Raw genomic sequence first — 21,781 nt, 5'->3', positions numbered from 1 at the left:
ACCTTTTTACCACTGCCCCCGGTCCCATCAGACGCAACGCGTCACCGTTTTGCCGACCCCCTGCACGGTATCTGACGGCCTTGTTGAAGTCCTCGCCAGCGTCCGACTGACGCTGGTTTTTCGCGTGGGAGCCGCCGCCCGCCTGCTTTTTGGTATGCCGCGGGCTCTTTCCAGGATGGCTCCCCACAAACGGTATGTGCCGTTTTCCCGACGCCGCTGCTGGCCTAACCAGACAGAGCACGCGACGTCTTGACTCTGCGAATGTGTGTTACCGCCTGTTGAACTGGCGGAGTTCGCGGATCATGCAACATGGGAGATCTGAATGAACGCCTGGTTATCGTGGCGTCCCGATGAGCGTATCGCGCAAGTTGTGCGCGGTGTGCTGCGTCGCGGGACCCGAATGAGTCATCACCTGTTCAGCATCGTCGGCGGTATCGCCGTCGTGGTGGCGCTCGCGCTGTGGCTGATGCCGGCCGCCTGGCGCGGCACCGTGGCCGCCAAGCTGATGCCGGTCATTTCCGCCGCTGTGCAAGCCGGTCCCGCACGTCTGCTGCAGGGCCATCCGCTGCCGGCCTTCGGACCGGCTGGAAGCGCGGCTTCCGACGACTCGTTGTCCGCGAATTCGGGCGCTGCCGACGCGATCGGCGGGGCGAGCAACGCTAACACCATCGTGAGCACCAGCAATACCGGCTACGACGGCGCCTTTGACGGCACGGGCTCGGCCGGCATGGGCGTGGCCGCGCTGAACGGGCTCGACCCGCGCACCATGCACAGCGTCGCCGCGCTGGCGGAGCTGATTCCGTCGCAGCGCGTCTCGGCCGACGCACGCGACGACCGCGTGCTCATCTCGACTCGCGAGCAGGATCTGGTGGCGTCGTACCTCGCGCGCCGCTATCGCGTGGCGCAAGAGCCGGTGAGCGAACTCGTGAAGGCCGCGTTCGACACCGGCCGCGAAGTCGGTCTCGATCCGCTGCTGCTGCTGTCGGTGATGGCGATCGAATCGGGCTTCAATCCCTACGCTGAGAGCGGCGTCGGCGCGCAAGGGCTGATGCAGGTGATGTCCAAGGTGCATTCGGACAAGTTCCAGTATTTCGGCGGGCAGAGCGCGGCGCTCGAACCGGTCGCGAACATCAAGGTGGGCGCGCTGGTGCTGAAGGACTGCATCGCGCGCGGCGGTTCGCTGCCGGGCGGCTTGCGCCTGTACGTCGGCTCGACCTCGCAGGACGACGGCGGTTACGGCGCCAAGGTGATGGCCGAGCGCGGCCGTCTGCGCGACGTGGCGCGCGGCCGCAAGGTGCCGGTCAATGCCCCGCAGGCGCCGGTCCTGACAGCCTCGAACAATGCGCCTGCCGCGGCTGGCACGAACAACGGCAAGCGCGTGCAGGTGACGCTGGAAGGCAGTCGTCCGCTGAGCGCGGCAGCGCCGAAGACGCCGGTTTCCGAGCAGGACGACGCGAGCTCGAATGCGCCCAAGCATGTGGCATCGGCTTCGGAGATGGGCGCCTGAGGTTCACGGCGTTACGCTGATCGCGTATTGCGATAGCGATAGCGATGGTTACGAAAAAGGACACCCGAGAGGTGTCCTTTTTGCGTTTGGGGAACGGCGTTTGGTTCGACTGGCCGCGGCTCATGGCTCATGGCTGATGGCTCATATGACTCATACGGCCCCTGGCTCCTGTCGGCCGTGACCCGCGCGGCGTGCCGCTTTTTCCGGTCAATGTAACCCGAAGAGCCTCGCCAACCGGTCGACCGCTTCTTCCAGTTTCGGATAGGCGGTTGCGTACGACAGCCGGATGTACCGCTTCGGCGCGTGCGTGCCGAAGTCCATGCCCGGCACCAGCACCACGCCCGCATCGTGCAACATCGCCTTGGTGAGCGCCGCGCTGTCGCCGGCCGCCGGATGCGCGACCGTGCGGCAGTCGGCGTACACGTAGAACGCGCCGTCCGGCATCACCGGCACCGAGAAGCCGAGCGATTCCAGGGCCGGCGCAATGAAGTCGCGGCGGCGCTTGAATTCGAGCCGCCGCGCTTCGTAGATCGCGATCGTTTCCGGTTCGAAGCACGCTAGCGCCGCATGCTGGGCGAGCGCGGACGCGCAGATGAACAGGTTTTGCGCGAGCTTTTCGAACGCGCCGACCATGCCGGGCGGCACCACCAGCCAGCCCAGACGCCAGCCGGTCATGTTGAAGTACTTCGAGAAACTGTTGACGGTGATCACGTCGTCGCCGAACGAGAGCGCCGACACGGGCTTCGCGTCGTAGCTCAGGCCCTGGTAGATCTCGTCGACGATCGTGAAGCCGCCGCGCGCCCGCACCGCCTTGACGATGCGTTCCAGTTCGGCCGGTTCGATCGACGTGCCGGTGGGGTTCGACGGCGACGCCAGCAGCACGCCACGGGTGCGCTCGTTCCACAGGCGCTCGACGTCCGCGGCGGTCAACTGGAAACGCTCGGCTGGGCCGCTCGGCACCATGACCGGCTTGCCTTCGGCGGCCATCACGAAATGACGGTTGCACGGATAGCAGGGGTCGGGCATCAGCACTTCGTCGTCGCGATCGACCAGTGCCGCGCAAGCCAGCAGCAATGCGGCCGAAGCACCGGCGGTGACGACGATCCGCGCCGGATCGACGCTCACGCCATGGACCTCGGTGTAATGCGCGGAAATCGCCTCGCGCAGCGCATGCAGGCCGAGCGCGCTGGTGTATTGCGTGACGCCGCGGCGCAACGCGCTCGCAGCCGCCTCGATGACCGGCTCGGGCGCGGTGAAATCGGGTTCGCCGATTCCCATGTGAATGATGTCGCGCCCGTCGCGCTCGAGCAGCGCGGCTTCCTTGGCCAGTTCCATCACGTAGAAAGGCTGGATGGCGTGGACGCGCGCAGCAAGCCGCACCAAGGGTTCGGTCACGGAGTTCATACGATCAAATCCAGTTCAGAAGCAAGGGCGGGACGGCGTCTCGTGCATCAGGTTCATGCGTTCGACGGCGTCCTTGCAGCGTTCGGCCCTGCTCGAATACGGCGCATGGCGCGCGACACGGCCATGCGCGCGACACTTCAATGCTTGCGGGCGGCCTGTGTTTCAGCGACGCGCAGTTGCGCCGACAGCTTGTCGAGCACGCCGTTCACGTACTTGTAGCCGTCGGAGCCGCCGAACGTCTTGGCGAGCTCGACCGCTTCGTTGATGACCACGCGATAGGGAATGTCCAGATGGTTCTTCAGTTCGAAGGCGGCGACCAGCAGCACCGCGCGTTCGACCGGCGAAAGCTGCTCGAGCGGGCGATCGAGGCACGGTGCGATAGCGGCGGAGAGCGCCTCCGAATCGCGGATCACGCCGTGCAGAATGGCGTCCAGATGCTCGTGGTCGGCCTTGTCGTAGCCCTGCGCGCCGCGCAGTTGCGCGTCGATTTCACCGCCGGGCGAGCCCGACAGCAGCCACTGATAGAGCCCCTGCGTGGCCAACTCGCGGGAGCGTCGGCGTGCGCTCTTCATGCCTGTTCCTCTTCTTCGTCTTCTTCCTCATCGTCGCCGCCGAGTTGTTCGAGCGCGACGGCGAGGTTCGCCATTTCGACGGCCACGCGCGCCGCATCGCGACCTTTCTCGGTCATGCGGGCGACGGCTTGCTCGTCGTTTTCGGTGGTCAGCACCGCGTTCGCGACCGGAATGCCGAAGTCGAGGCCGATACGCGTGATGCCCGCGCCGCTTTCGTTCGACACCAGTTCGAAGTGGTAGGTCTCGCCGCGAATCACCGCGCCGAGCGCGATCAGCGCGTCGAATTGCGCGCTTTCGGCGAGCTTTTGCAACGCGAGCGGAATTTCCAGCGCGCCCGGCACGGTGACGAGCAGCACGTCTTCACCGGTCACGCCGAGGCGTTCGAGTTCCTCAATGCAGGAGTCTGCGAGGCCGTTGCAAACGGGTTCGTTAAAGCGCGCCTGGACGATGCCGATGCGCAGTCCGTCGCCGTCGAGATTCGGTTGATATTGTCCGATTTCCATGTGAATTCCGTAGTGTTTTGAGTGAGCGCGAAGCGCGTGAATGGTCGGATCAGTCTTGCTGCGGGGCCTGCGAGGTGCTGCCCGGCATCGGCACGAAGCCCGTGACTTCGAGACCGTAGCCCGACATGCTGCCCAGCTTGCGCGGGTTCGACAGCACCTGCATCTTGCCGACACCGAGTTCGCGCAGAATCTGTGCGCCGATGCCGTACGTCTTGAAGTCGACCGGGCGGCGTTTGAGCGCCTCCGCTTTTTCCTTCGAATCGAACGCCTTGAAAACGTCGATCAGATGATCTTTCGAATCGCCGCAGTTCAGCAGCACGATCACACCGAGGTCGTGTTGGGCGATTTCCTTCATCGCCGCGTCCAGCGTCCACGAATGGGTGGATTCGCCGACTTCGAGTAGATCCAGCACCGACAGCGGTTCGTGTACCCGCACCAGCGTGTCGTGGTCGGGTTGCGGCGTGCCGCGCACGAGAGCGATATGCGGCTGGCCGCTCGGCTGGTCGAGATACATCACCGCGCGAAACGCGCCGTGCGCGGTTTGCATGGTGCGCTCGCAAATCCGCTCGACGATCGACTCGGTGCGGCTGCGATAGTGGATCAGGTCCGCGATCGTGCCGATCTTCAGGCCGTGCTCGCGGGCGAATTCCAGCAGATCCGGCAGGCGCGCCATCGTGCCGTCGTCCTTGATGACTTCGCAGATCACCGCGGCCGGCGTGAGGCCGGCGAGCGCCGTGAAATCGCAGCCGGCTTCCGTGTGGCCGGCGCGCACCAGTACGCCGCCCGGCTGAGCCATGATCGGAAACACGTGGCCCGGCTGCACGATGTGCTCCGCTTTCGCGTCCGGCGCGACCGCCGTGGCGATCGTGCGGGCGCGGTCGGCCGCCGAAATGCCGGTGGTCACGCCTTCGGCCGCTTCGATGCTGACCGTGAACGCCGTGCCGTACTGCGTGCCGTTGCGGTAGGTCATGAGCGGCAGGTTGAGCAGCTTGCAGCGTTCCTGCGTGAGCGTCAGGCAGATCAGACCGCGGCCGTAGCGGGCCATGAAATTGATCGCTTCCGGCGTGACGAATTCGGCGGCGATCACGAGGTCGCCCTCGTTTTCGCGGTCTTCTTCGTCGACGAGGATCACCATCCGGCCTGCTTTCAGTTCGGCGATGATCTCTGGAGTGGAGGCGAGCGTCATGTTGGCGAGATTTTCGGGAAAGCGCGTATTTTACGCCACGCGCCCGTCCACGTCGCCTCTGCCGGACGGCATAGGCCGTTTGGCCGGCTGGCGCTGAGCCGTCCGCCGTTGCTATGCTCGTTCGAACGGTGGATGCATGAACGGGTTGAGGGCGGCAAGGCGCCGCCGCCAGCCCATGCGTGTGCGGGTGTTGCCGGTTTTTGCAGTTTGTTATTCCGGCGTGTTTCAGTCAGCGGAGACAGCCTCGTTCCTTGGGTGATTTGCGGTTATATAATAAAAGTTATATAGCGAGGAGGGCGTCATGCTTACTTTCAAGGTCACAACGGTGGGGGCTTCGGCTGGCTTCATTCTCACCAAGGAGGCGATGGCACGCCTCAAGGTACAGAAGGGCGATACGGTCTATCTGACCGAGGCACCCGAAGGCGGGTACCGGATCACGCCATACAACCCGGACTTTGAACGCCAGATGAAACTGGCTGAAGAGATCATGCACGATGATCGCGATATTTTGCGAGCACTGGCCAAATGACAGCATGGCGTTGGGTGCGCGCGGATCTCACTTATGCCGTGCATGATCGCCAGCTTGCCGAGCACGGCGGGCTCGATGGCGTGCGCGACAAAGGGGCGGTGGAGTCGGCGCTCGCACGGCCGCAAAATCTGGACGTGTATGCGGATGCCGATGCGGCTGCCCTGGCAGCGGCCTATGTCTACGGGTTGGCGCGGAATCATGGCTTCGCGGACGGCAACAAGCGAACAGCCTGGGTGGTTGGGCGGCTTTTCCTCGCCGACAATGGCTATCGGCTGAAGTTCGACCCCGCCGACGCGGTAAAGACGATGGAAATGGTCGCCGCCGGGGCGCTCGAAGAAGTTGCGCTGGCGGAGTGGTTCCGGCAGCGGATCGCCGAGTAAGTCGGCGAGGACTGAACCGGGGACTCCGCCTGGTTCAACGAACTACGACCGACCCGTGGTTGACGCCGCCGACAGCATGCGCTCAACATACCGCGCGATCAGATCGATCTCCAGATTCACCTTCGCGCCTTCGCGCAGATGCTTGAGGGCGGTGACTTCAACCGTGTGGGGAATCAGGTTGATCGAGAATTCGCAGCCATCGTCGCGATCTTTAACCGAGTTGACGGTCAGACTCACGCCGTTGACAGTGATCGAGCCTTTGTACGCCAGATAGCGGCCGATCTCGCGCGGCGCCAGCACGCGCAGTTCGTGCGATTCGCCGACCGGCGCGAAATGCGTGACCGTGCCGAGGCCGTCCACGTGGCCGGAGACGATATGGCCGCCGAGCCGGTCGTGCGCGCGCAGCGCCTTCTCGAGATTGACTTCGCCGGGTTCGCCGAGGCCCGCCGTGCAGTTCAGGCTTTCGCGCGACACGTCCACTTCGAACGAATGCGCGGTTTTCGCGACCACCGTCATGCAGGCGCCCTGGATCGTGATGCTGTCGCCGAGCTGCACGTCCTCGAGATCGAGGCCGCCGGCTTCGACGTTCAGCCGTACGCCCGCGTCGCCGTCCGTGCCCAGCGGCTTGACTGATTCAATGCGGCCGACTGCCGCGACGATTCCTGTGAACATCGTGCTATTCCTTGCTCAATTCGAAACGGGTGGGGATGCCGGATCGGTGCCGGGGCCGGCGGTATGCTCAGGCGCGACCGAGGGTACGAAGCGCGCGAGAATCCGCAGATCGTCGCCGATCCGGTCGATCGAGTGGAAATTCAGTTTGACGCGGCCTTCGAGCGTTTCGGGGGCGCTCAGATTGAACATGCTCATCGAGTCCATGCCGAGCAGGCTCGGCGCGAGATAGACGAGCAGTTCGTCGACGCAGCCTTCGCGCAGCAGCGAGCCGTTCAGCTTGTAGCCCGCTTCCACGTGCAGTTCGTTCACGTTGCGCTCGCCGAGCACCGTGAGCATGGCGGGCAGGTCGACCTTGCCGGCGGCGTTCGCCAACTGCACGATTTCGGCGCCGCGATCGCGCAGCGCGTTGGCGCGCTCGGTATGACGCTGGTCGAGATTGCCGCAAAAAATCAACGTGGATGCGCCGGCCAGGATCTGCGCTTCAGGCGGCACGTCGAGCTGGCTGTCGATCAGCACGCGCCGCGGCTGGCGCGGCGTGTCGACGGCGCGCACCGTCATGCGCGGATCGTCTTCCCTGACGGTGCCGATGCCGGTCAGAATCGCCGACGCGCGGGCACGCCACGCATGACCGTCGGCGCGCGCGGCTTCGCCGGTGATCCATTGGCTGATGCCCGAGGGCAAGCCGGTGCGGCCGTCGAGCGAGGCCGCCACTTTCATCCGCACCCACGGGCGGCGGCGCGTCATGCGCGACACGAAGCCGATGTTCAGTTCATGCGCTTCGTTGGCGAGCAGCCCGCAGCGTACTTCGATGCCGGCGTCGCGCAGCATCGCGAGGCCACGCCCGGAAACTTGCGGATTCGGATCTTCCATTGCCGCGACCACGCGCGCGACCTGCGCTTCGATCAGCGCGTTCGCGCACGGCGGCGTGCGGCCGAAATGGCTGCACGGTTCGAGCGTCACGTAGGCGGTGGCGTCGCGCAAATCGTGACCGCGCGAGCGCGCGTCTTTCAACGCGCGGATCTCGGCATGGTCCTGGCCGGCCGGTTGCGTGAAGCCCTCGCCGATCACCGTGCCGTTCTTGACGAGTACGCAACCCACACGCGGATTGGGGTCGGTCGTGTACATGCCGCGCTTGGCTAACGCGAGCGCGCGTTCCATATGGACGAAGTCGGTTTGCGAGAACATCGGGGTCCGGTCGGTACGGTGGCTAGGCAGTATGGGGCGTCGGTTCAGGCTTCGGTACGGTTTGCGTTGCGTCCGTTGCGGGGTTCAGGCCGAGAGCGAGGCGAACACGCCGCGCGCCGCGTCGATCGTGGCGTCGATGATCGCGTCGTCGTGAGCGATGGAAACGAAGCCCGCCTCGTAAGCCGACGGCGCGAAGTACACGCCGGCGTCGAGCATCTTGTGGAAGAACGCGTTAAAGCGCGGCACGTCGCTCTTCGTGACCTCGGCGAAGCTCGCCGGAATCGATTCGGTGAAGTACAGCCCGAACATGCCGCCCAGCGAATCGGCCGCGAACGGCACGCCGGCTTCGCGCGCCACCGTCGCGAGACCTTGCGCGAGCCGCGTGGTGCGCGCGGCCAGCGTGTCGTAGAAGCCCGGCGCCTGGATCAGTTGCAGCGTTTTCAGGCCGGCGGCAACGGCGATCGGATTGCCCGAGAGCGTGCCCGCCTGATAGACGCCGCCGAGCGGCGCGAGGTGAGCCATGATGTCGCGCCGGCCGCCGAAAGCCGCCGCAGGCATGCCGCCGCCGATCACCTTGCCGAGGCACGTCAGATCCGGCGTGATGCCGTAGACCTCTTGCGCGCCACCTAACGCGACGCGGAAACCGCACATCACTTCGTCGAAAATCAGCACCGAGCCGTATTCGGTGCACAGACGGCGCAGCGCTTGCAGGAATTCGGGCGTGGCGCGCACGAGGTTCATGTTGCCCGCGACCGGCTCGACGATCACCGAGGCGATTTCGTTGCCGAATGCCTTGAACGCTTCCTCGAGTTCCGCGACGTTGTTGTATTCGAGCACCGTGGTGTGCTTGGCGATGTCGACCGGCACGCCTGCCGAAGTCGGGTTGCCGAAGGTCAGCAGGCCCGAACCCGCCTTGACCAGCAGGCTGTCGGCGTGGCCGTGATAGCAGCCCTCGAACTTGACGATACGGCTGCGGTTCGTGAAGCCGCGCGCGAGACGCAGCGCGCTCATGGTCGCCTCGGTGCCGCTCGATACCATGCGGACCTGTTCGATCGAGGGCACCAGCTTGCAGATTTCCTCGGCGATTTCTACTTCCGACTCAGTCGGAGCGCCGAACGAAAAGCCGTTGACCAGCACGCGCTGCACGGCTTCGAGCACTTCCGGGTGGACGTGGCCGAGGATCATCGGGCCCCACGAGCCGATGTAATCGGTGTAACGCTGGCCGTCCGCGTCCCAGAAGTAGGCGCCTTGGGCACGCTCGATGAAGCGTGGCGTGCCGCCGACCGAGCGAAATGCGCGGACCGGCGAGTTCACGCCGCCAGGAATGGTGCGTTGCGCGCGGTCGAAGAGGGTTTCGTTTTTGGACATGACGATGGATGGAATTGGGGTAGCGCGGCGGCGCGTGGGGCGTGCAGCCGGTTCGCGCGGCGCCGGGGTGAGTGGAGAAATTGTACCGGAGTCAGCGTGAACAGGCTTTGCGGTAGCCCCTGCCAGGCTGGGCTTTGCACGCAGTCATCGCGCGCGTGGCTCATCGACGCCGCTTGCGTGTCGTTGCCGTGGGTTTCGTCGCAGCCCTGGTTGCCGCCTTGGTCCCGCCCGTAACCGCGCTTTGGTTCGACGGTGTTGGCGACGCGTCCGACTTGATCGCCGTGCGACTTTGCGCCGCGCTTTTTTCAGCAGCGGCCGCATGCGCGGTGACTTTGCTCGAGCGCGTGGGTCCCGCCGGCGCGGCATCGAATCCCGGCGGTTTGCGCTTGCCGGTGAGCTCGGCCCAACGCTTTTCCAATGCACCTTCGGCGATCGGCTTGATGACGGTGCCGGAACTCTGTGTATCCCATGTCTGCACCGAGAACGGATGCACGCGCAACGCTTCGCGTGGGATCACCGGGCTCTCGTGCGCATCGACCAGCCAGTCGTAGACGAAGTCGATGCACAGCCGGTAGCCGCGTTTGGTCGCCGGGTCGGGAACCTCATAGGGCGCGCTCGTCACGTAACCGGAGCCGAAAATGCCCTTCGGCTCCTGGGCGACGCGATGCAGGAACACGCGATCACCCGGCAGGATGCCGCGAGCGAATCCGCATCCCCATACGTCAGTCACCGCGATACCAGCGGCGACACGCTTTGCGACGTCGGGCAATTCGGGCCACGGCCATTTCCTGGGGCTCCAGATCAGCAGGAATGCGGTCATCGAAAGGTCCAGGCGGAACGGTGGGCAAAGGGCACGGCGGACACACGAGGCGTAGCGTCCGCGTGGTTCAGGCGGCAGCTTAACCGATCGGCGACGCGCTTGCCGCAGGCGCATTCTCATGTGGCGCCCGATCGCGATCCGACGCGGCGGCGCTTTAACCGTCGCGTACAATCGAGGCCGTCAAGCTGCTGTTTTCCCGGTTTCATCGCTTCGCTGCCGGTCACGGCGCGGCGCTTCATCTGGATTCCCATGTCTCACGTCGTCAGACGCCGGCCCGATGGCCGGCTGATTCTGTTGCTCGGTGCGCTTGCCGCGTGCGGACCGATTTCCATCGACATGTATTTGCCGAGCCTGCCGACCATCGCGCAGGCGTTCGCCATCAGCACCGGCGCCGCGCAAACGACGCTCACCAGCTTCATGTTCGGTTTTTCGATCGGCATGCTGCTCTATGGTCCGCTGTCGGACACGTATGGCCGCCGACCCGTGTTGCTCGGCGGCATCGTCATGTATGCGGTGGCCAGCGTGGCGTGCGCGCTGTCGTTCTCGATCGGATCGCTTATCGTGTTCCGCTTCGTGCAGGCGCTGGGCGCGGGCGCGGCCTCGGTGCTGGCGCGCGCGATTGCGCGCGACGCGCACGGGCCGACCGACGCCGCCCGTGTGCTGTCGATGCTCGCCATCGTCACCTCGATCGGGCCGTTGCTGGCGCCGTTGATCGGCGGGCAGTTGCTGCTGCTCGGCGGCTGGCGCGTCGTGTTTGTCGTATTGACGCTGTTCGGGACGGTGTGCGCGGTGACCGCGTTCCTCAAGGTGCCTGAAACGTGGCCGCGCGAGAAACGTGCGCATTCGGCCTTGCTGCAATCGTTCGGCGCATACGGCAAGTTGCTGCGCGATCCGGTCGCGTGGGGGCACATGATGTGCGGCGGCATGGCGTTCGCCTCCATGTTCGCGTACATCACCGCGACGCCGTTCGTGTACATCGAATATTTCCACGTGTCGGCGCAACACTACGGCTTTCTGTTCGCGCTGAATATCGTCGGCATCATGCTCGGCAACTTGATGAACACGCGTCTCGTCGGCCGGCTCGGGTCGCTGCCGATCATTTCGTTTTCGGCCAGCGTCAGTTGCATCGCTTCGCTGTTCGTCTGCCTCGTGTCGCTGACGGGATGGGGCGGGTTGTGGTCGATCGTGGCCGGTCTGTTTTTCGTGGTCGGCGTGGTGGGTCTGTTATCCGCCAATTGCACGACCGATCTGATGCACCGCTATCCGGCGAATGCCGGCGCCGCGGCCGCGGTGTTCGGCGCGATGCAGTTGGCGCTGGGCGCGTTGTCGAGCCTCGCGGTCGGACTTTGGGAGGACGGCTCGCCCAAGGGCATGGGCATTGTCGTTGGCGTCGCGGGCTCGCTGTGCTACGTCGGGCGGATTCTGGTCGTCCGGTGGCATGGAACGAAGGTGCCCGTTGTCGCCGCTTGATGGCGAGTTGACCTCGCCGCGCGACGGCTACGGAAAACACCAGGTGTTGCGCGCGCGCGACCGTGCAGTTTGATTTGCATTGCTATGATGGTGTCACTGTTCCTCGGAGCGGCAATCATGGCGATCAGAGACTTGATGAATGGCGAACGGCAGCATGCCGCTTTTGCCGAAGCGCAGAAGCTGGCGGACAGCGGCGCGTATCACGACTACACCGATATCGAATACGTCTTGCGCTTTGATTACGGATTGTCCGACGTATCGACATTGCTCGACAGCCAGTTGATGCATCGCGATCTGAATCGCCGTTGCGCCGATGCGCGCGAGAAGCTGGAGACGCTTGGCGTGTGATGTGTGACGCGCGGGGCGGGGGACGGGCGGGTCTTTACCGGCTCTTTCGCTGGAATGGTTGATCGCGCGAAATAGCGCGGTGTCGGTTTGCCGCGTTGTCTCTCTGCGAGCGTTCTTCATGCTTTCGCGTAAGCCGTTGCGGTCGCACGATCGAGCCGCATGCGGCTCATGTGGCGCATATGCGCGGGCATGCGCAGCATGGTCACCACCTTCGGAGTCGGATTCATGGCTGATAGCCAGCAGGCCCTTCGTTTGCCGCATACAGACAACCCCGTCAACCTCGCGAAACCGGGCGGTCATTACAGTCACGTCGCGATCGCCAACGGTTTTGTTTTCGTGTCGGGACAGTTGCCGATCAATGCGCAAGGCGAGAAGCTTTCCGGCGCCTCGTTCGAGGTTCAGGCGGAGCAGGTGCTGGCCAATCTGCGGGCCGCATTGGAAGGCGCCGGCAGCAGCATCGCGCAACTGGTGCAGGTGCGCGTCTATATCGCGGATGTCGAATACTGGGTGAGCTTCAATCAGATCTATGCGCAATGGGCCGGCGACGCACGGCCGGCGCGTGCGGTCGTGCCGGTTCCGCAACTGCATTACGGATTGAAGATCGAGGTTGAGGCGACCGCGCTGGTTTAGGCGGTGGTGGCAAAAAACAGCGAGGGGCGCGACCGGAGCGGACCACAAGTCGATCAGATTAGACGAGCCGACTCGTTCTGCGCGTTGATTGCTATCACGCCCAGTAGAAACGCAAAACGGACCTCGCGGTCCGTTTTGCATTGATGATATGGCGGAGGCGGTGAGATTCGAACTCACGGAAAGATTGCTCCTTCGCCGGTTTTCAAGACCGGTGCCTTAAACCGCTCGGCCACACCTCCAAGCCGCAAATTGTAACCTGAAAAAACCTCGTTGCGGCGTCCGGCCAGCCCGCAATCACTGCGAATCCTTCAGAAACAGCGCTTGCAAATCGTTCAGAAACGCCTGGCCGAGCGGCGTCGGCGCAATCTTTTCATGGTCGCGCGTAATCAGCTTGCGCTGTTCCGCTTCCTGTAAAGCCGGTTCGATCGACGTCATCGACATGCCCGTGCGTTCGATGAACCGATGCACCGGAAACCCCTCCACCAGCCGCAGCGCGTTCAGCATGAACTCGAACGGCAGATCGCGTGGTCCGACTTCGTGCTCTTCCTGCACTGCCGCGCCGGCCTTGGCCTGCTCGATGAAGGTGGTGGGATGCTTGTAGCGCGCCTGACGCAACACGCGATTCGGAAACGACAGCTTGGTGTGCGCGCCCGCGCCGATGCCGACATAGTCGCCGAAGCGCCAGTAGTTCAGATTGTGCTTGCTCTGACGATGCGGCCTCGCATACGCCGACACCTCGTAGCGCTCGTAACCGGCCGCCGCCGTGCGTTCGTGAATCCAGTCCTGCATATCGGCGGAGGCATCGTCGTCGGGCAAGGCGGGCGGGAATTTGGCAAACAGCGTGTTCGGTTCGAGCGTCAGGTGATACAGCGACAAGTGCGGCGGCGCGAACGACAGCGCCGTTTCGACGTCCGCCTGGCATTCGGCGAGCGTCTGCCGCGGCAGGCCGAACATGAGGTCGAGGTTGAAGTTGTCGAACGTGGTCGCGGCGACTTCGACGGCGTGACGCGCTTGCGCCGAGTCGTGGATCCGGCCGAGCGCCTTCAGGTGCGCTTCGTTGAAACTCTGGATGCCCACCGACAAGCGGTTCACGCCGCTCGCGCGAAACTGCGCGAACTTGTCGGCCTCGAAGGTGCCGGGGTTGGCTTCAAGCGTGATTTCCGCGTCGGCGTCGAGCGGCAGCAGCGCGCGCACGTCGGAGAGCATGCGGTCGAGCCCGGCCGCCGACAGCAGGCTGGGCGTGCCGCCGCCAATGAACACCGTATGCACCTGGCGTCCCCAGACGAGCGGCAGCGCCATCTCCAGATCGGCGCGCAAGGCGTCGAGATAGTCGTTCTCGGGAAACGTCTCGCCTTTCCACTCGTGCGAATTGAAATCGCAATACGGACACTTGCGCACGCACCACGGAAAATGCACGTACAACGACAACGGCGGCAGCGACGTCAGCCGAATGCTGCCCGGCGACGTGAATGCCTTGATGACGCCATTGCCGATATCGGTCGGCGCCGGTCTGATCGGAATCACGCTTCCTCCGTCAAACGCGCGAGCAGTTGCCGCAACGCCATTGCGCGATGGCTGCCGGCGTTCTTCACCGCCGGCTCCAGTTCCGCGGCGCTGGCATTCAGCGAGGGCAAAAAGAAGTACGGGTCGTAGCCGAAGCCATGCCGGCCGCGCGGCGCGTCCAGAATCTCGCCATGCCAGCGGCCTTCGGCGATCAACGGCTCGGGATCGTCCGCGTGACGCACGAGCGCCAGCACGCAGTAGTAATACGCGCGCCGGTCGGCTTCGCCCTTCAACAGGGAGACGAGGCGCGCGTTATTCGCGGCATCGCTCTTCTCGCCGCCGGCCAGTTGCGCGTAACGCGCCGAATAGACGCCCGGCGCGCCGCGCAGCGCGCGCACGCACAGGCCGGAATCATCCGCGAGGGCGGGCAGGCCGGTGAGCTTCGCCGCATGACGCGCCTTGGCAAGCGCGTTCTCGACGAAAGTCGGATGCGGCTCTTCCGCCTCCGGCACGTTCAACTCGCCTTGCGGAATCAATTCGATGCCGGCCGCGCCGAGCAGCGCCGCGAATTCGCGCAGCTTGCCCGCGTTGTTCGACGCCAGCACGACTTTTGTCAACGGCGAACCTGATGCAATCGCGCCGTTGCCTTGACGACCTTCACTCACCCTTGTGCTCCAACGCTTCTTTCTGCTTCGCGATCAGCGTGTTGATGCCGTCGCTCGCCAGATCAAACAGCGCATTCATTTCAGCGCGCGAGAACGGCACGCCTTCGGCCGTGCCCTGAACTTCGACGAAGCCGCCCGCGCCCGTCATCACCACGTTCATGTCGGTGTCGCATTGCGAGTCCTCGTCGTAATCGAGGTCGAGCACCGGCAGTCCGTCGTACACGCCGACCGAAATCGCGGCGACGTAATCGCTGATCGGCGAGGTTTCGATACGGCCGGTGGCGAGCAGCTTCGTCACCGCATCGTGCGCGGCGACGAAGGCGCCGGTGATGCCGGCGGTGCGCGTGCCGCCGTCGGCCTGGATTACGTCGCAATCGATGTGCAGCGTGCGCGCGCCGAGCTTCTCGAGATCGAACACCGAGCGCAGCGCGCGGCCGATCAGACGCTGGATTTCCTGCGTGCGGCCGGTTTGCTTGCCGCGCGCCGCTTCGCGATCGCTGCGGGTGTGGGTGGCGCGCGGCAGCATGCCGTATTCGGCGGTGAGCCACCCTTGACCACGGTCACGCAAAAACGACGGCACGGTTTCCGCGATGCTCGCCGTGCAGATCACCTTGGTGTCGCCGAATTCGACCAGCACCGAGCCCTCCGCATGCTTCGTGTAGTGGCGCGTGATGCGCACGTCGCGCAGCTGGTTGGCCTGGCGGCCGCTGGGGCGTTGGGTGGTGTCGGTCATAGTGGGTTTGGTCGTGAGGAAGGCGGAAGGAAAAGCGCAATTTTACAGCCGATCGGGCAGGCCGGTTGCCCACGTGCAGCGGGCATCTCAAAGGGGTTCTATCGCCAAAGATGGGATAATACGAATTCCCCGCCCCGCGCCTCGTACACGCCGGGCGATTCGACTCTCCGGCCATCGTCGAACGCATGGCCACAATCGCGAGAAATACGATGATCTACAGCATGACTGGCTATGCGAGCGCGACACGCGAACTCGTCGCGGCGGCAGGCACCGGCGGCGTGAGCGTCTCGGTCGAACTGCGCACGGTGAACTCGCGCTTTCTCGATCTGAACTTTCGCATGCCCGAAGACGTGCGCGTGTGCGAACCGACGCTGCGCGAGATGCTGATGAACAAGCTTTCGCGCGGCAAGGTGGATATCCGCATCAACCTGCAGCGCAGCGAACAGTCCGCCAACGCGGGGTCGATCAGTCACGACACGCTGGCGCAACTCGCGTTGCTCGAGCGCACGGTGCTCTCCACGTTCCCGGAAGCGGAACGTCTGCGCGCCGGCGAGATTCTGCGCTGGCCGGGCGTGCTCGCGGAAACCGGCGTGGCGCAGGACGTGCTGCGCGACGCGGTGCTCGCCTGCGGCAAGCAGGCGATTGCCGATCTGATCGACGTGCGCGCTCGCGAAGGCGCGCAACTGGCGACGATGCTGCTCGCCAACGTCACCGAGATGGAAGCGATCGTCACGAAGATCACGCCGCTCGTGCCGGAGCTGATTGCCAGGCACCAGCAGAAGATCGTCGAACGTTTGCAGGAAGCGCTCGGCATCGCCGCGCCGGATACGGCCGCGACCATCGTCTCGCGCGAGGAGATCAACGAACGGATTCGCCAGGAAGTGACGATGTACGGCATCCGCATCGACATCGCCGAGGAACTGTCGCGCCTCACGGCTCACCTGAACGAAACGCGTCATGTGATCGAGAAGGGCGGCAAGGTCGGCAAGCGGCTCGACTTCATGATGCAGGAGCTCAATCGCGAGGCGAACACGCTCGGCTCGAAGGCGGCCGCGAAAGAACTGGCGGATTCGTCGATGACCTTGAAGCTGCTCATCGAACAGATGCGCGAGCAAGTACAAAACCTGGAATAAGGCTGGAGCAACACGAACATGACCGACCCTACACGCGAAACCGGCGCACCGCGCAATCCCTACGCCGGCGCTTATCCGGGCAACCTGTTCATGGTGGTCGCGCCGTCGGGCGCGGGCAAGTCGACGCTCGTGAACGCGCTGCTCGCCGGCGACGAAGCGATCCGTCTGTCGATCTCGTACACCACGCGCCCGCCGCGCCCGAAGGAACAGGACGGCGAGCACTATCACTTCACGACCGTCGACGATTTCATGAGGCGTCACGACGCGGGCGAGTTTCTGGAAAGCGCGGAAGTCCACGGCAACTACTACGGCACTTCGCGTGTATGGATCGAGGAGCAGATGAAAAGCGGCCATGACGTGCTGCTCGAAATCGACTGGCAAGGCGCGCAGCAGGTGAAGAAGCAGTTTCACAATGCAGTGGAAATCTTCATCCTGCCGCCGTCGCTCGAAGCGCTCGAAGAGCGGCTGAAAAAACGCGGCCAGGACGAGCCGAACGTCATCACGCGCCGCCTGCTCGCTGCGGGTAGCGAGATGGCGCACGCGGCCGAAGCGGAGTATGTCGTGATCAACGACAACTTCGATCGCGCGCTCGGTGAACTGCGGTGCCTCGTGGCCGCCACGCGTTCGCGTTTCGGCTCGCAATACGCGCGTCATACGCAGCTTTTCGTGCAGCTCGGCATTCACCTGCCGCACGCGTGAGCGCGGTGGTGTGTCGAGCACATAAGGTAGAATAAGCAACATACTGAGAAGGAACCCAACATGGCCCGCATTACCGTCGAAGACTGCCTCAAACAGATCCCGAATCGTTTCGAACTGGCGCTTGCCGCAACCTATCGCGCGCGTCAGCTCGCTCAAGGGCACACGCCGAAGATCGAGAGCCGCGACAAGCCCACGGTCGTCGCCTTGCGTGAAATCGCGGCGGGAATGGTCGGCGTCGAAATGCTGAAGAAGGTGCCGGTTTAAGGCGCCCCGTTCCGTTCCGATCGCGGCTTATCTCCCGCATGTAATCGCATCAACGTACAGATCGGCGTCCAACCCTAACCGCTACGGAGGCGACCATGAGTGCTACCCCGCCCACCGCCACGGATGTGGAACACGACGCCGACTCGCCCTCTTCTGCACGGAAGTACATCGACGCGGTCCTCGAACAGTCGTTTCGCCATCTGTTCGGGCCGACCGCCACGCCGGAGCAACCGCGCCGGCATGATGTCGTATCCATTGCCAGGCTGACGTCCGCCTTGTCCGGCTATCTGCAGCCGGAAGAGATCAAGGAGGTCAAGGCGGCCTTCCATTTCAGCGACGAAGCCCACCTCGGCCAGTATCGCCAGAGCGGCGAACCCTACATCACGCATCCTGTCGCCGTCGCGGAAATCTGCGCCGGCTGGAACCTTGACGCCCAGGCGATCATGGCGGCGCTGCTGCATGACGTGATGGAAGACCAGGGCGTGACCAAGGCGGAACTCGCCGAGCGATTCGGCGCCAAGGTCGCGGAACTGGTCGACGGGTTGTCGAAGCTGGACAAGATGGAGTTTCGCAATCGCGAGGAGGCGCAGGCGGAAAATTTCCGCAAGATGCTGCTGGCGATGGCGCGCGACGTCCGCGTGATTCTGGTGAAGCTAGCCGACCGGTTGCACAATATGCGCACCCTCGGTGCGGTGCCGCATGAAAAGCGCCGCCGCGTAGCGCGCGAAACGCTCGATATCTACGCGCCGATCGCGCACCGGCTCGGTCTGAACAATACCTATCGCGAGTTGCAGGATCTCAGCTTCGCGAACTTCAATCCGCACCGGTACGCCACGCTCGAAAAAGCCGTCAAGGCCGCGCGCGGCAATCGGCGCGAGGTGGTCGGCAAGATCCTGGAGTCGGTGCAGCGCGCCATTGCGGACGCGAAGCTCGACGCGGAGGTCACCGGCCGCGAAAAGACCATCTTCAGCATCTATAAGAAGATGCGCGACAAGCAACTGTCGTTCTCGCAGGTGCTCGACGTGTACGGCTTTCGCGTGGTGGTCGACAGCGCACTGGAATGCTACACGTGCATCGGCGCGCTGCATGCGCTCTACAAACCGGTGCCGGGCAAGTTCAAGGATTACATCGCGATTCCGAAGGTGAACGGCTATCAGTCACTGCACACCACGCTGGTCGGCCCGTTTGGCGCGCCGATCGAGTTTCAGGTGCGCACGCGCAAGATGCATGAGATCGCGGAAGCGGGCGTGGCCGCGCACTGGCTGTACAAGAACGGCGGTGCCGATCTGAACGACGTGCAAAAGCGTGCGCATCAATGGTTGAAATCGCTGCTCGACATTCAGAGCGAAGCGGGCGATTCGAGCGAATTCCTCGAGCACGTCAAGATCGATCTGTTCCCGGATGCGGTCTACGTGTTTACGCCGAAGTCGAAGATCATGGCGTTGCCGCGCGGCGCCACCGCGCTCGACTTCGCCTATTCGATCCACAGCGACCTGGGTAACCAGTGCGTCGCGGTGAAGATCAACAATGAACTGCTGCCGCTGCGTACCGAGTTGAAGAGCGGCGATATCGTCGAGGTGATTACAGCGCCGTATTCGAAGCCGAATCCGGCGTGGCTGGGTTTCGTGCGCACCGGCAAGGCGCGTTCGGCGATCCGCCACTATCTGAAGACGATGCGTCTGAACGAATCCGTGCAGCTCGGCGAGCGCCTGGTCGATCAGGCGCTGAAGGGCTACGGCCTCGCGTTGTCGGACGTGACGCCGGAAGCGTGGGAAAAGCTCGTGCAGTGGACGGGTAACAAGAACCGTCAGGAAATCTTCGCGGACATCGGTCTCGGGCGGCGTGTCGCGGCGGTCATGGCCAAACGCATCGAGGTGCTGATGAGCGGCCGCGATGCCGACGACGACGGCTCGCGCTCCGAATCCGGGTTGCCTCATGCGCCGCCGGTCGTCATCACCGGCACGGAGGGTATGTCGGTGCAGTTGTCCGCCTGCTGCCGTCCGATTCCGGGCGACGACATCATGGGCTATATCGGCATCGGCCTCGGCATGGCGATCCACACCACGGATTGCCGGGTCGCGCAGCGGATTCACCGGCGCGATCCGGGCCGCTGGATCGACGTCGCCTGGGCGCCGCAGCCCGGACGTCTGTTCGACGTTGCCGTGAAGGTGCTGGTCAAGAACACCAAGGGCGTGTTTGCCCGCGTGGCGGCCGACATCACGTCGGCGGACGCGAACATCGTTCACATTGCGATGGACGAGGATTTGTCGCAGGAATCCACGGTGCTGCGCTTCGTGATCCAGGTGAGCGATCGTGTCCATCTCGCCAATGTGATGCGCAGGGTGCGCACGAACCCGGACGTGATGCGTATAGCGCGTGAACGGCCGAGCGAGGAAGGGCATCATCGGCACGACGGCGGCATGCGGATCGACCGCGAGCGGGCGGATTACTGATCTAGGGCTTGCTCCAGGGCGCCTTTGGATTGGGCCCGCTGCGCTTCAGGCCTCCTTCGTTCCACTCTGAACCCGCCTGCCACCAGCGAGTCTCATCTGAAAATCAGGGAGAACGCTCATGAAAGTAGCTGACCTCAACGGCTTTGCGCTCGACTATTGGGTCGCTCGCAGCCTGCACGACTTCGTGCGCGAAATCCAGTTCACCGACAGCGGCGAAACCGTTTCGATCATCGGCAATGACCGCGGTCGTCCGTGGGACGGCCGTTTCACGCCCTCCACCTCGTGGGAGGCGGCCACGGCGGTCCTCGACCGGGTGCGACGGCTGGAAGTGCGTGAGCGGACCGACCACGGCGTGGCGCACTGTGTCGCCGAATTCGATGGCGGGCGAGGAGCCGTGGAAGGGCGAGGCGAGTCGTTGCGGTTTGCGCTGCTGCGGGCTTTCGTCGAAAGCCGTTTCGGCGATAGCGTGGGCGACGTGATACGTCAGGCGCAGACGCTGATGGGCGAGCGGGCGCATGCGATCGGCGAGCAAACAGCGGAAGATTTCGCCGAGGACGTACCGACGCCGGATGGCCGGATAGGCGATATCAAGTCGCCGCCGCGGTAACGGCGTGAATATAGACAGCCACAGGGGTTGCCGGGCGTGGCGGGGTCTCAAGCTAGCGTAATCACGGACGCCGGACATTAAGTCCAGACAAAAACAAAGGGCCTTCCGATCGGAAGGCCCTTATGCATGTGCGGATGGTGCGGCTGGCAGGATTCGAACCCACGACCCCTTGGTTCGTAGCCAAGTACTCTATCCAACTGAGCTACAGCCGCACGCTAAAACAGGTAGCGTCTCGCGCAATGATGCTGCGATGAAACCGGGTAAAACTAAGGGCCTCCCCGGAGGGAGGCCCTCGAATAAGTGGTGCGGCTGGCAGGATTCGAACCCACGACCCCTTGGTTCGTAGCCAAGTACTCTATCCAACTGAGCTACAGCCGCACGCAGAAACGAGATTATAGCAAAGCTTTTGAAAAAGGGAAGCATGTAACTGCGATTTGTCTCATGGTCACGATCGTGTACCCTTGGTAGGCAGTCGCTTGCTGCGGTTAACGGACCATCATGAACAAGGCCTTTGTCAAAGAGTCGAGTGAAGAGAATGACGACGACCTCGACGTCGCCCAGCCCGAAGTGCCGGCGGGTACGAAAAACTACATCACGCCTGCCGGTTACCGGCGCATGCGTGATGAACTGCTGCATCTGATCGACGTAGAGCGGCCGGAGGTGGTCAAGCTCGTGTCGTGGGCGGCGTCGAATGGCGATCGCTCCGAGAACGGCGATTACATCTACGGCAAACGCCGGCTGCGCGAAATCGATCGGCGAATCCGCTTTCTGACCAAACGCCTCGACCTTGCCGAAGTCGTCGACAGCAGCAAACAGGAAAACGTCGATCAGGTGTTCTTCGGCGCGACCGTCGAATACGCGACGGAAGACGGCGAGGTGCATAGCGTGACGATTGTCGGCATCGACGAGGTCGATCTCGACATCGGTCATGTGAGCTGGATCTCGCCAATTGCGCGCGCGCTGCTCAAGGCAAAAATCGGCGATACAGTGACGCTGTATACGCCGGCCGGACCGCAGCCGATCGATATACTCGACGTCAAATATCCGCCGCCTGACAACGGTGGCTAGACCGGCGCGCCGCGCCGTCTTGTCGCGATAGGCGGGCGAGGCGAAGGAGGGTGGTGCGCTTCGCGCTGCTTTGGTGCCCCGC

At 63.9% G+C, this 21,781-nt stretch carries 23 protein-coding genes and 3 tRNA genes; 12 read left to right on the top strand and 14 right to left on the bottom strand.

Annotated features, from left to right (window positions below; genetic code table 11):
* Positions 1–322: 322 nt before the first annotated feature.
* Positions 323–1,507, top strand: a complete 1,185-nt coding sequence (locus ACOCG7_RS26685) for a lytic transglycosylase domain-containing protein (protein WP_083083272.1) — start codon at positions 323–325, stop codon at positions 1,505–1,507.
* Between the two features lie 207 nt (positions 1,508–1,714).
* On the opposite strand, the gene ACOCG7_RS26680 is transcribed toward ACOCG7_RS26685, so the two are convergent.
* From ACOCG7_RS26680 to ribBA, 4 genes are all read right to left on the bottom strand, one after another.
* Positions 1,715–2,911: a pyridoxal phosphate-dependent aminotransferase gene (locus ACOCG7_RS26680; RefSeq protein ID WP_073427072.1), complete on the bottom strand. Its 1,197-nt coding sequence runs from the start codon at positions 2,909–2,911 to the stop codon at positions 1,715–1,717.
* 137 nt (positions 2,912–3,048) lie between these two features.
* On the bottom strand, positions 3,049–3,483 hold the full coding sequence (gene nusB, locus ACOCG7_RS26675) for a transcription antitermination factor NusB (RefSeq protein ID WP_073427073.1): 435 nt from the start codon (positions 3,481–3,483) through the stop codon (positions 3,049–3,051).
* The gene (gene ribH / locus ACOCG7_RS26670) at positions 3,480–3,986 is read right to left on the bottom strand and encodes a 6,7-dimethyl-8-ribityllumazine synthase (RefSeq protein ID WP_073427074.1); all 507 of its coding nucleotides are present in this window, start codon (positions 3,984–3,986) and stop codon (positions 3,480–3,482) included. The genes nusB and ribH overlap by 4 nt, the downstream gene beginning before the upstream one ends.
* A gap of 49 nt (positions 3,987–4,035) precedes the next feature.
* Positions 4,036–5,172, bottom strand: coding sequence for a bifunctional 3,4-dihydroxy-2-butanone-4-phosphate synthase/GTP cyclohydrolase II (ribBA, locus tag ACOCG7_RS26665; RefSeq protein ID WP_073427075.1), 1,137 nt, complete (start codon positions 5,170–5,172; stop codon positions 4,036–4,038).
* 301 nt (positions 5,173–5,473) lie between these two features.
* Here ribBA and ACOCG7_RS26660 point away from each other — a divergent pair, with 301 nt between their 5' ends.
* Complete coding sequence (locus ACOCG7_RS26660; RefSeq protein WP_009889671.1) at positions 5,474–5,701, top strand: transcriptional regulator; 228 nt, start codon at positions 5,474–5,476, stop codon at positions 5,699–5,701.
* Positions 5,698–6,081 carry a type II toxin-antitoxin system death-on-curing family toxin gene (locus tag ACOCG7_RS26655; RefSeq protein WP_073427076.1) on the top strand — a complete coding sequence of 128 codons (384 nt, stop codon included), beginning with the start codon at positions 5,698–5,700 and terminating at the stop codon, positions 6,079–6,081. Before ACOCG7_RS26660 ends, ACOCG7_RS26655 begins: the two co-directional genes overlap by 4 nt.
* Before the next feature lie 42 nt (positions 6,082–6,123).
* Here ACOCG7_RS26655 and ACOCG7_RS26650 read toward each other — a convergent pair whose 3' ends face one another.
* From ACOCG7_RS26650 to ACOCG7_RS26635, 4 genes are all read right to left on the bottom strand, one after another.
* Positions 6,124–6,753 carry a riboflavin synthase gene (locus tag ACOCG7_RS26650; protein WP_073427077.1) on the bottom strand — a complete coding sequence of 210 codons (630 nt, stop codon included), beginning with the start codon at positions 6,751–6,753 and terminating at the stop codon, positions 6,124–6,126.
* A gap of 15 nt (positions 6,754–6,768) precedes the next feature.
* Positions 6,769–7,938, bottom strand: coding sequence for a bifunctional diaminohydroxyphosphoribosylaminopyrimidine deaminase/5-amino-6-(5-phosphoribosylamino)uracil reductase RibD (gene ribD / locus ACOCG7_RS26645; protein WP_073427078.1), 1,170 nt, complete (start codon positions 7,936–7,938; stop codon positions 6,769–6,771).
* A gap of 84 nt (positions 7,939–8,022) precedes the next feature.
* A complete protein-coding gene (gene hemL, locus ACOCG7_RS26640) occupies positions 8,023–9,306 on the bottom strand; it encodes a glutamate-1-semialdehyde 2,1-aminomutase (protein ID WP_073427079.1) in 1,284 nt (427 codons plus the stop codon).
* Between the two features lie 160 nt (positions 9,307–9,466).
* Positions 9,467–10,126: a hypothetical protein gene (locus ACOCG7_RS26635; protein WP_421377939.1), complete on the bottom strand. Its 660-nt coding sequence runs from the start codon at positions 10,124–10,126 to the stop codon at positions 9,467–9,469.
* Positions 10,127–10,375: 249 nt separating this feature from the next.
* On the opposite strand from ACOCG7_RS26635, the gene ACOCG7_RS26630 reads away from it, so the two are divergent.
* From ACOCG7_RS26630 to ACOCG7_RS26620, 3 genes are all read left to right on the top strand, one after another.
* Entirely contained in the window at positions 10,376–11,596 is a 1,221-nt protein-coding gene (locus ACOCG7_RS26630; protein ID WP_073427231.1) for a Bcr/CflA family multidrug efflux MFS transporter, read from the top strand.
* A 117-nt stretch (positions 11,597–11,713) separates the two neighbouring features.
* Entirely contained in the window at positions 11,714–11,944 is a 231-nt protein-coding gene (locus ACOCG7_RS26625; protein ID WP_073427232.1) for a hypothetical protein, read from the top strand.
* Between the two features lie 225 nt (positions 11,945–12,169).
* A complete protein-coding gene (locus tag ACOCG7_RS26620; RefSeq protein ID WP_073427080.1) occupies positions 12,170–12,574 on the top strand; it encodes a RidA family protein in 405 nt (134 codons plus the stop codon).
* Between the two features lie 149 nt (positions 12,575–12,723).
* Here the strand turns inward: ACOCG7_RS26620 and ACOCG7_RS26615 are convergent.
* From ACOCG7_RS26615 to rph, 4 genes are all read right to left on the bottom strand, one after another.
* Positions 12,724–12,813, bottom strand: a tRNA-Ser gene (locus ACOCG7_RS26615).
* Positions 12,814–12,868: 55 nt separating this feature from the next.
* Positions 12,869–14,098, bottom strand: coding sequence for a radical SAM family heme chaperone HemW (hemW, locus tag ACOCG7_RS26610; protein ID WP_073427081.1), 1,230 nt, complete (start codon positions 14,096–14,098; stop codon positions 12,869–12,871).
* Complete coding sequence (gene rdgB / locus ACOCG7_RS26605) at positions 14,095–14,742, bottom strand: RdgB/HAM1 family non-canonical purine NTP pyrophosphatase (protein ID WP_073427082.1); 648 nt, start codon at positions 14,740–14,742, stop codon at positions 14,095–14,097. The genes hemW and rdgB overlap by 4 nt, the downstream gene beginning before the upstream one ends.
* Positions 14,735–15,475, bottom strand: a complete 741-nt coding sequence (rph, locus tag ACOCG7_RS26600; RefSeq protein WP_073427083.1) for a ribonuclease PH — start codon at positions 15,473–15,475, stop codon at positions 14,735–14,737. The genes rdgB and rph overlap by 8 nt, the downstream gene beginning before the upstream one ends.
* 209 nt (positions 15,476–15,684) lie before the next feature.
* Here rph and ACOCG7_RS26595 point away from each other — a divergent pair, with 209 nt between their 5' ends.
* From ACOCG7_RS26595 to ACOCG7_RS26575, 5 genes are all read left to right on the top strand, one after another.
* Positions 15,685–16,608, top strand: a complete 924-nt coding sequence (locus ACOCG7_RS26595; protein ID WP_073427084.1) for a YicC/YloC family endoribonuclease — start codon at positions 15,685–15,687, stop codon at positions 16,606–16,608.
* 18 nt (positions 16,609–16,626) lie between these two features.
* Complete coding sequence (gene gmk / locus ACOCG7_RS26590; RefSeq protein ID WP_073427085.1) at positions 16,627–17,307, top strand: guanylate kinase; 681 nt, start codon at positions 16,627–16,629, stop codon at positions 17,305–17,307.
* A gap of 60 nt (positions 17,308–17,367) precedes the next feature.
* Positions 17,368–17,571 carry a DNA-directed RNA polymerase subunit omega gene (rpoZ, locus tag ACOCG7_RS26585; RefSeq protein WP_073427086.1) on the top strand — a complete coding sequence of 68 codons (204 nt, stop codon included), beginning with the start codon at positions 17,368–17,370 and terminating at the stop codon, positions 17,569–17,571.
* A gap of 95 nt (positions 17,572–17,666) precedes the next feature.
* Positions 17,667–20,024 (top strand): RelA/SpoT family protein, encoded by a 2,358-nt coding sequence (locus ACOCG7_RS26580; RefSeq protein ID WP_073427087.1) that lies wholly within the window; start codon positions 17,667–17,669, stop codon positions 20,022–20,024.
* A 118-nt stretch (positions 20,025–20,142) separates the two neighbouring features.
* The gene (locus ACOCG7_RS26575; RefSeq protein ID WP_073427088.1) at positions 20,143–20,631 is read left to right on the top strand and encodes a phage protein NinX family protein; all 489 of its coding nucleotides are present in this window, start codon (positions 20,143–20,145) and stop codon (positions 20,629–20,631) included.
* A gap of 135 nt (positions 20,632–20,766) precedes the next feature.
* Here the strand turns inward: ACOCG7_RS26575 and ACOCG7_RS26570 are convergent.
* A tRNA-Arg gene (locus ACOCG7_RS26570) sits at positions 20,767–20,843 on the bottom strand.
* Between the two features lie 89 nt (positions 20,844–20,932).
* Positions 20,933–21,009, bottom strand: a tRNA-Arg gene (locus tag ACOCG7_RS26565).
* A 120-nt stretch (positions 21,010–21,129) separates the two neighbouring features.
* On the opposite strand from ACOCG7_RS26565, the gene greB reads away from it, so the two are divergent.
* The gene (gene greB, locus ACOCG7_RS26560; RefSeq protein WP_073427089.1) at positions 21,130–21,699 is read left to right on the top strand and encodes a transcription elongation factor GreB; all 570 of its coding nucleotides are present in this window, start codon (positions 21,130–21,132) and stop codon (positions 21,697–21,699) included.
* Positions 21,700–21,781: the final 82 nt, after the last annotated feature.

It is taken from the genome of Paraburkholderia sp. DD10, assembly GCF_049177125.1.
GTDB lineage: Bacteria > Pseudomonadota > Gammaproteobacteria > Burkholderiales > Burkholderiaceae > Paraburkholderia > Paraburkholderia terricola.
This window is presented reverse-complemented; position numbering and strand designations above follow the sequence as displayed.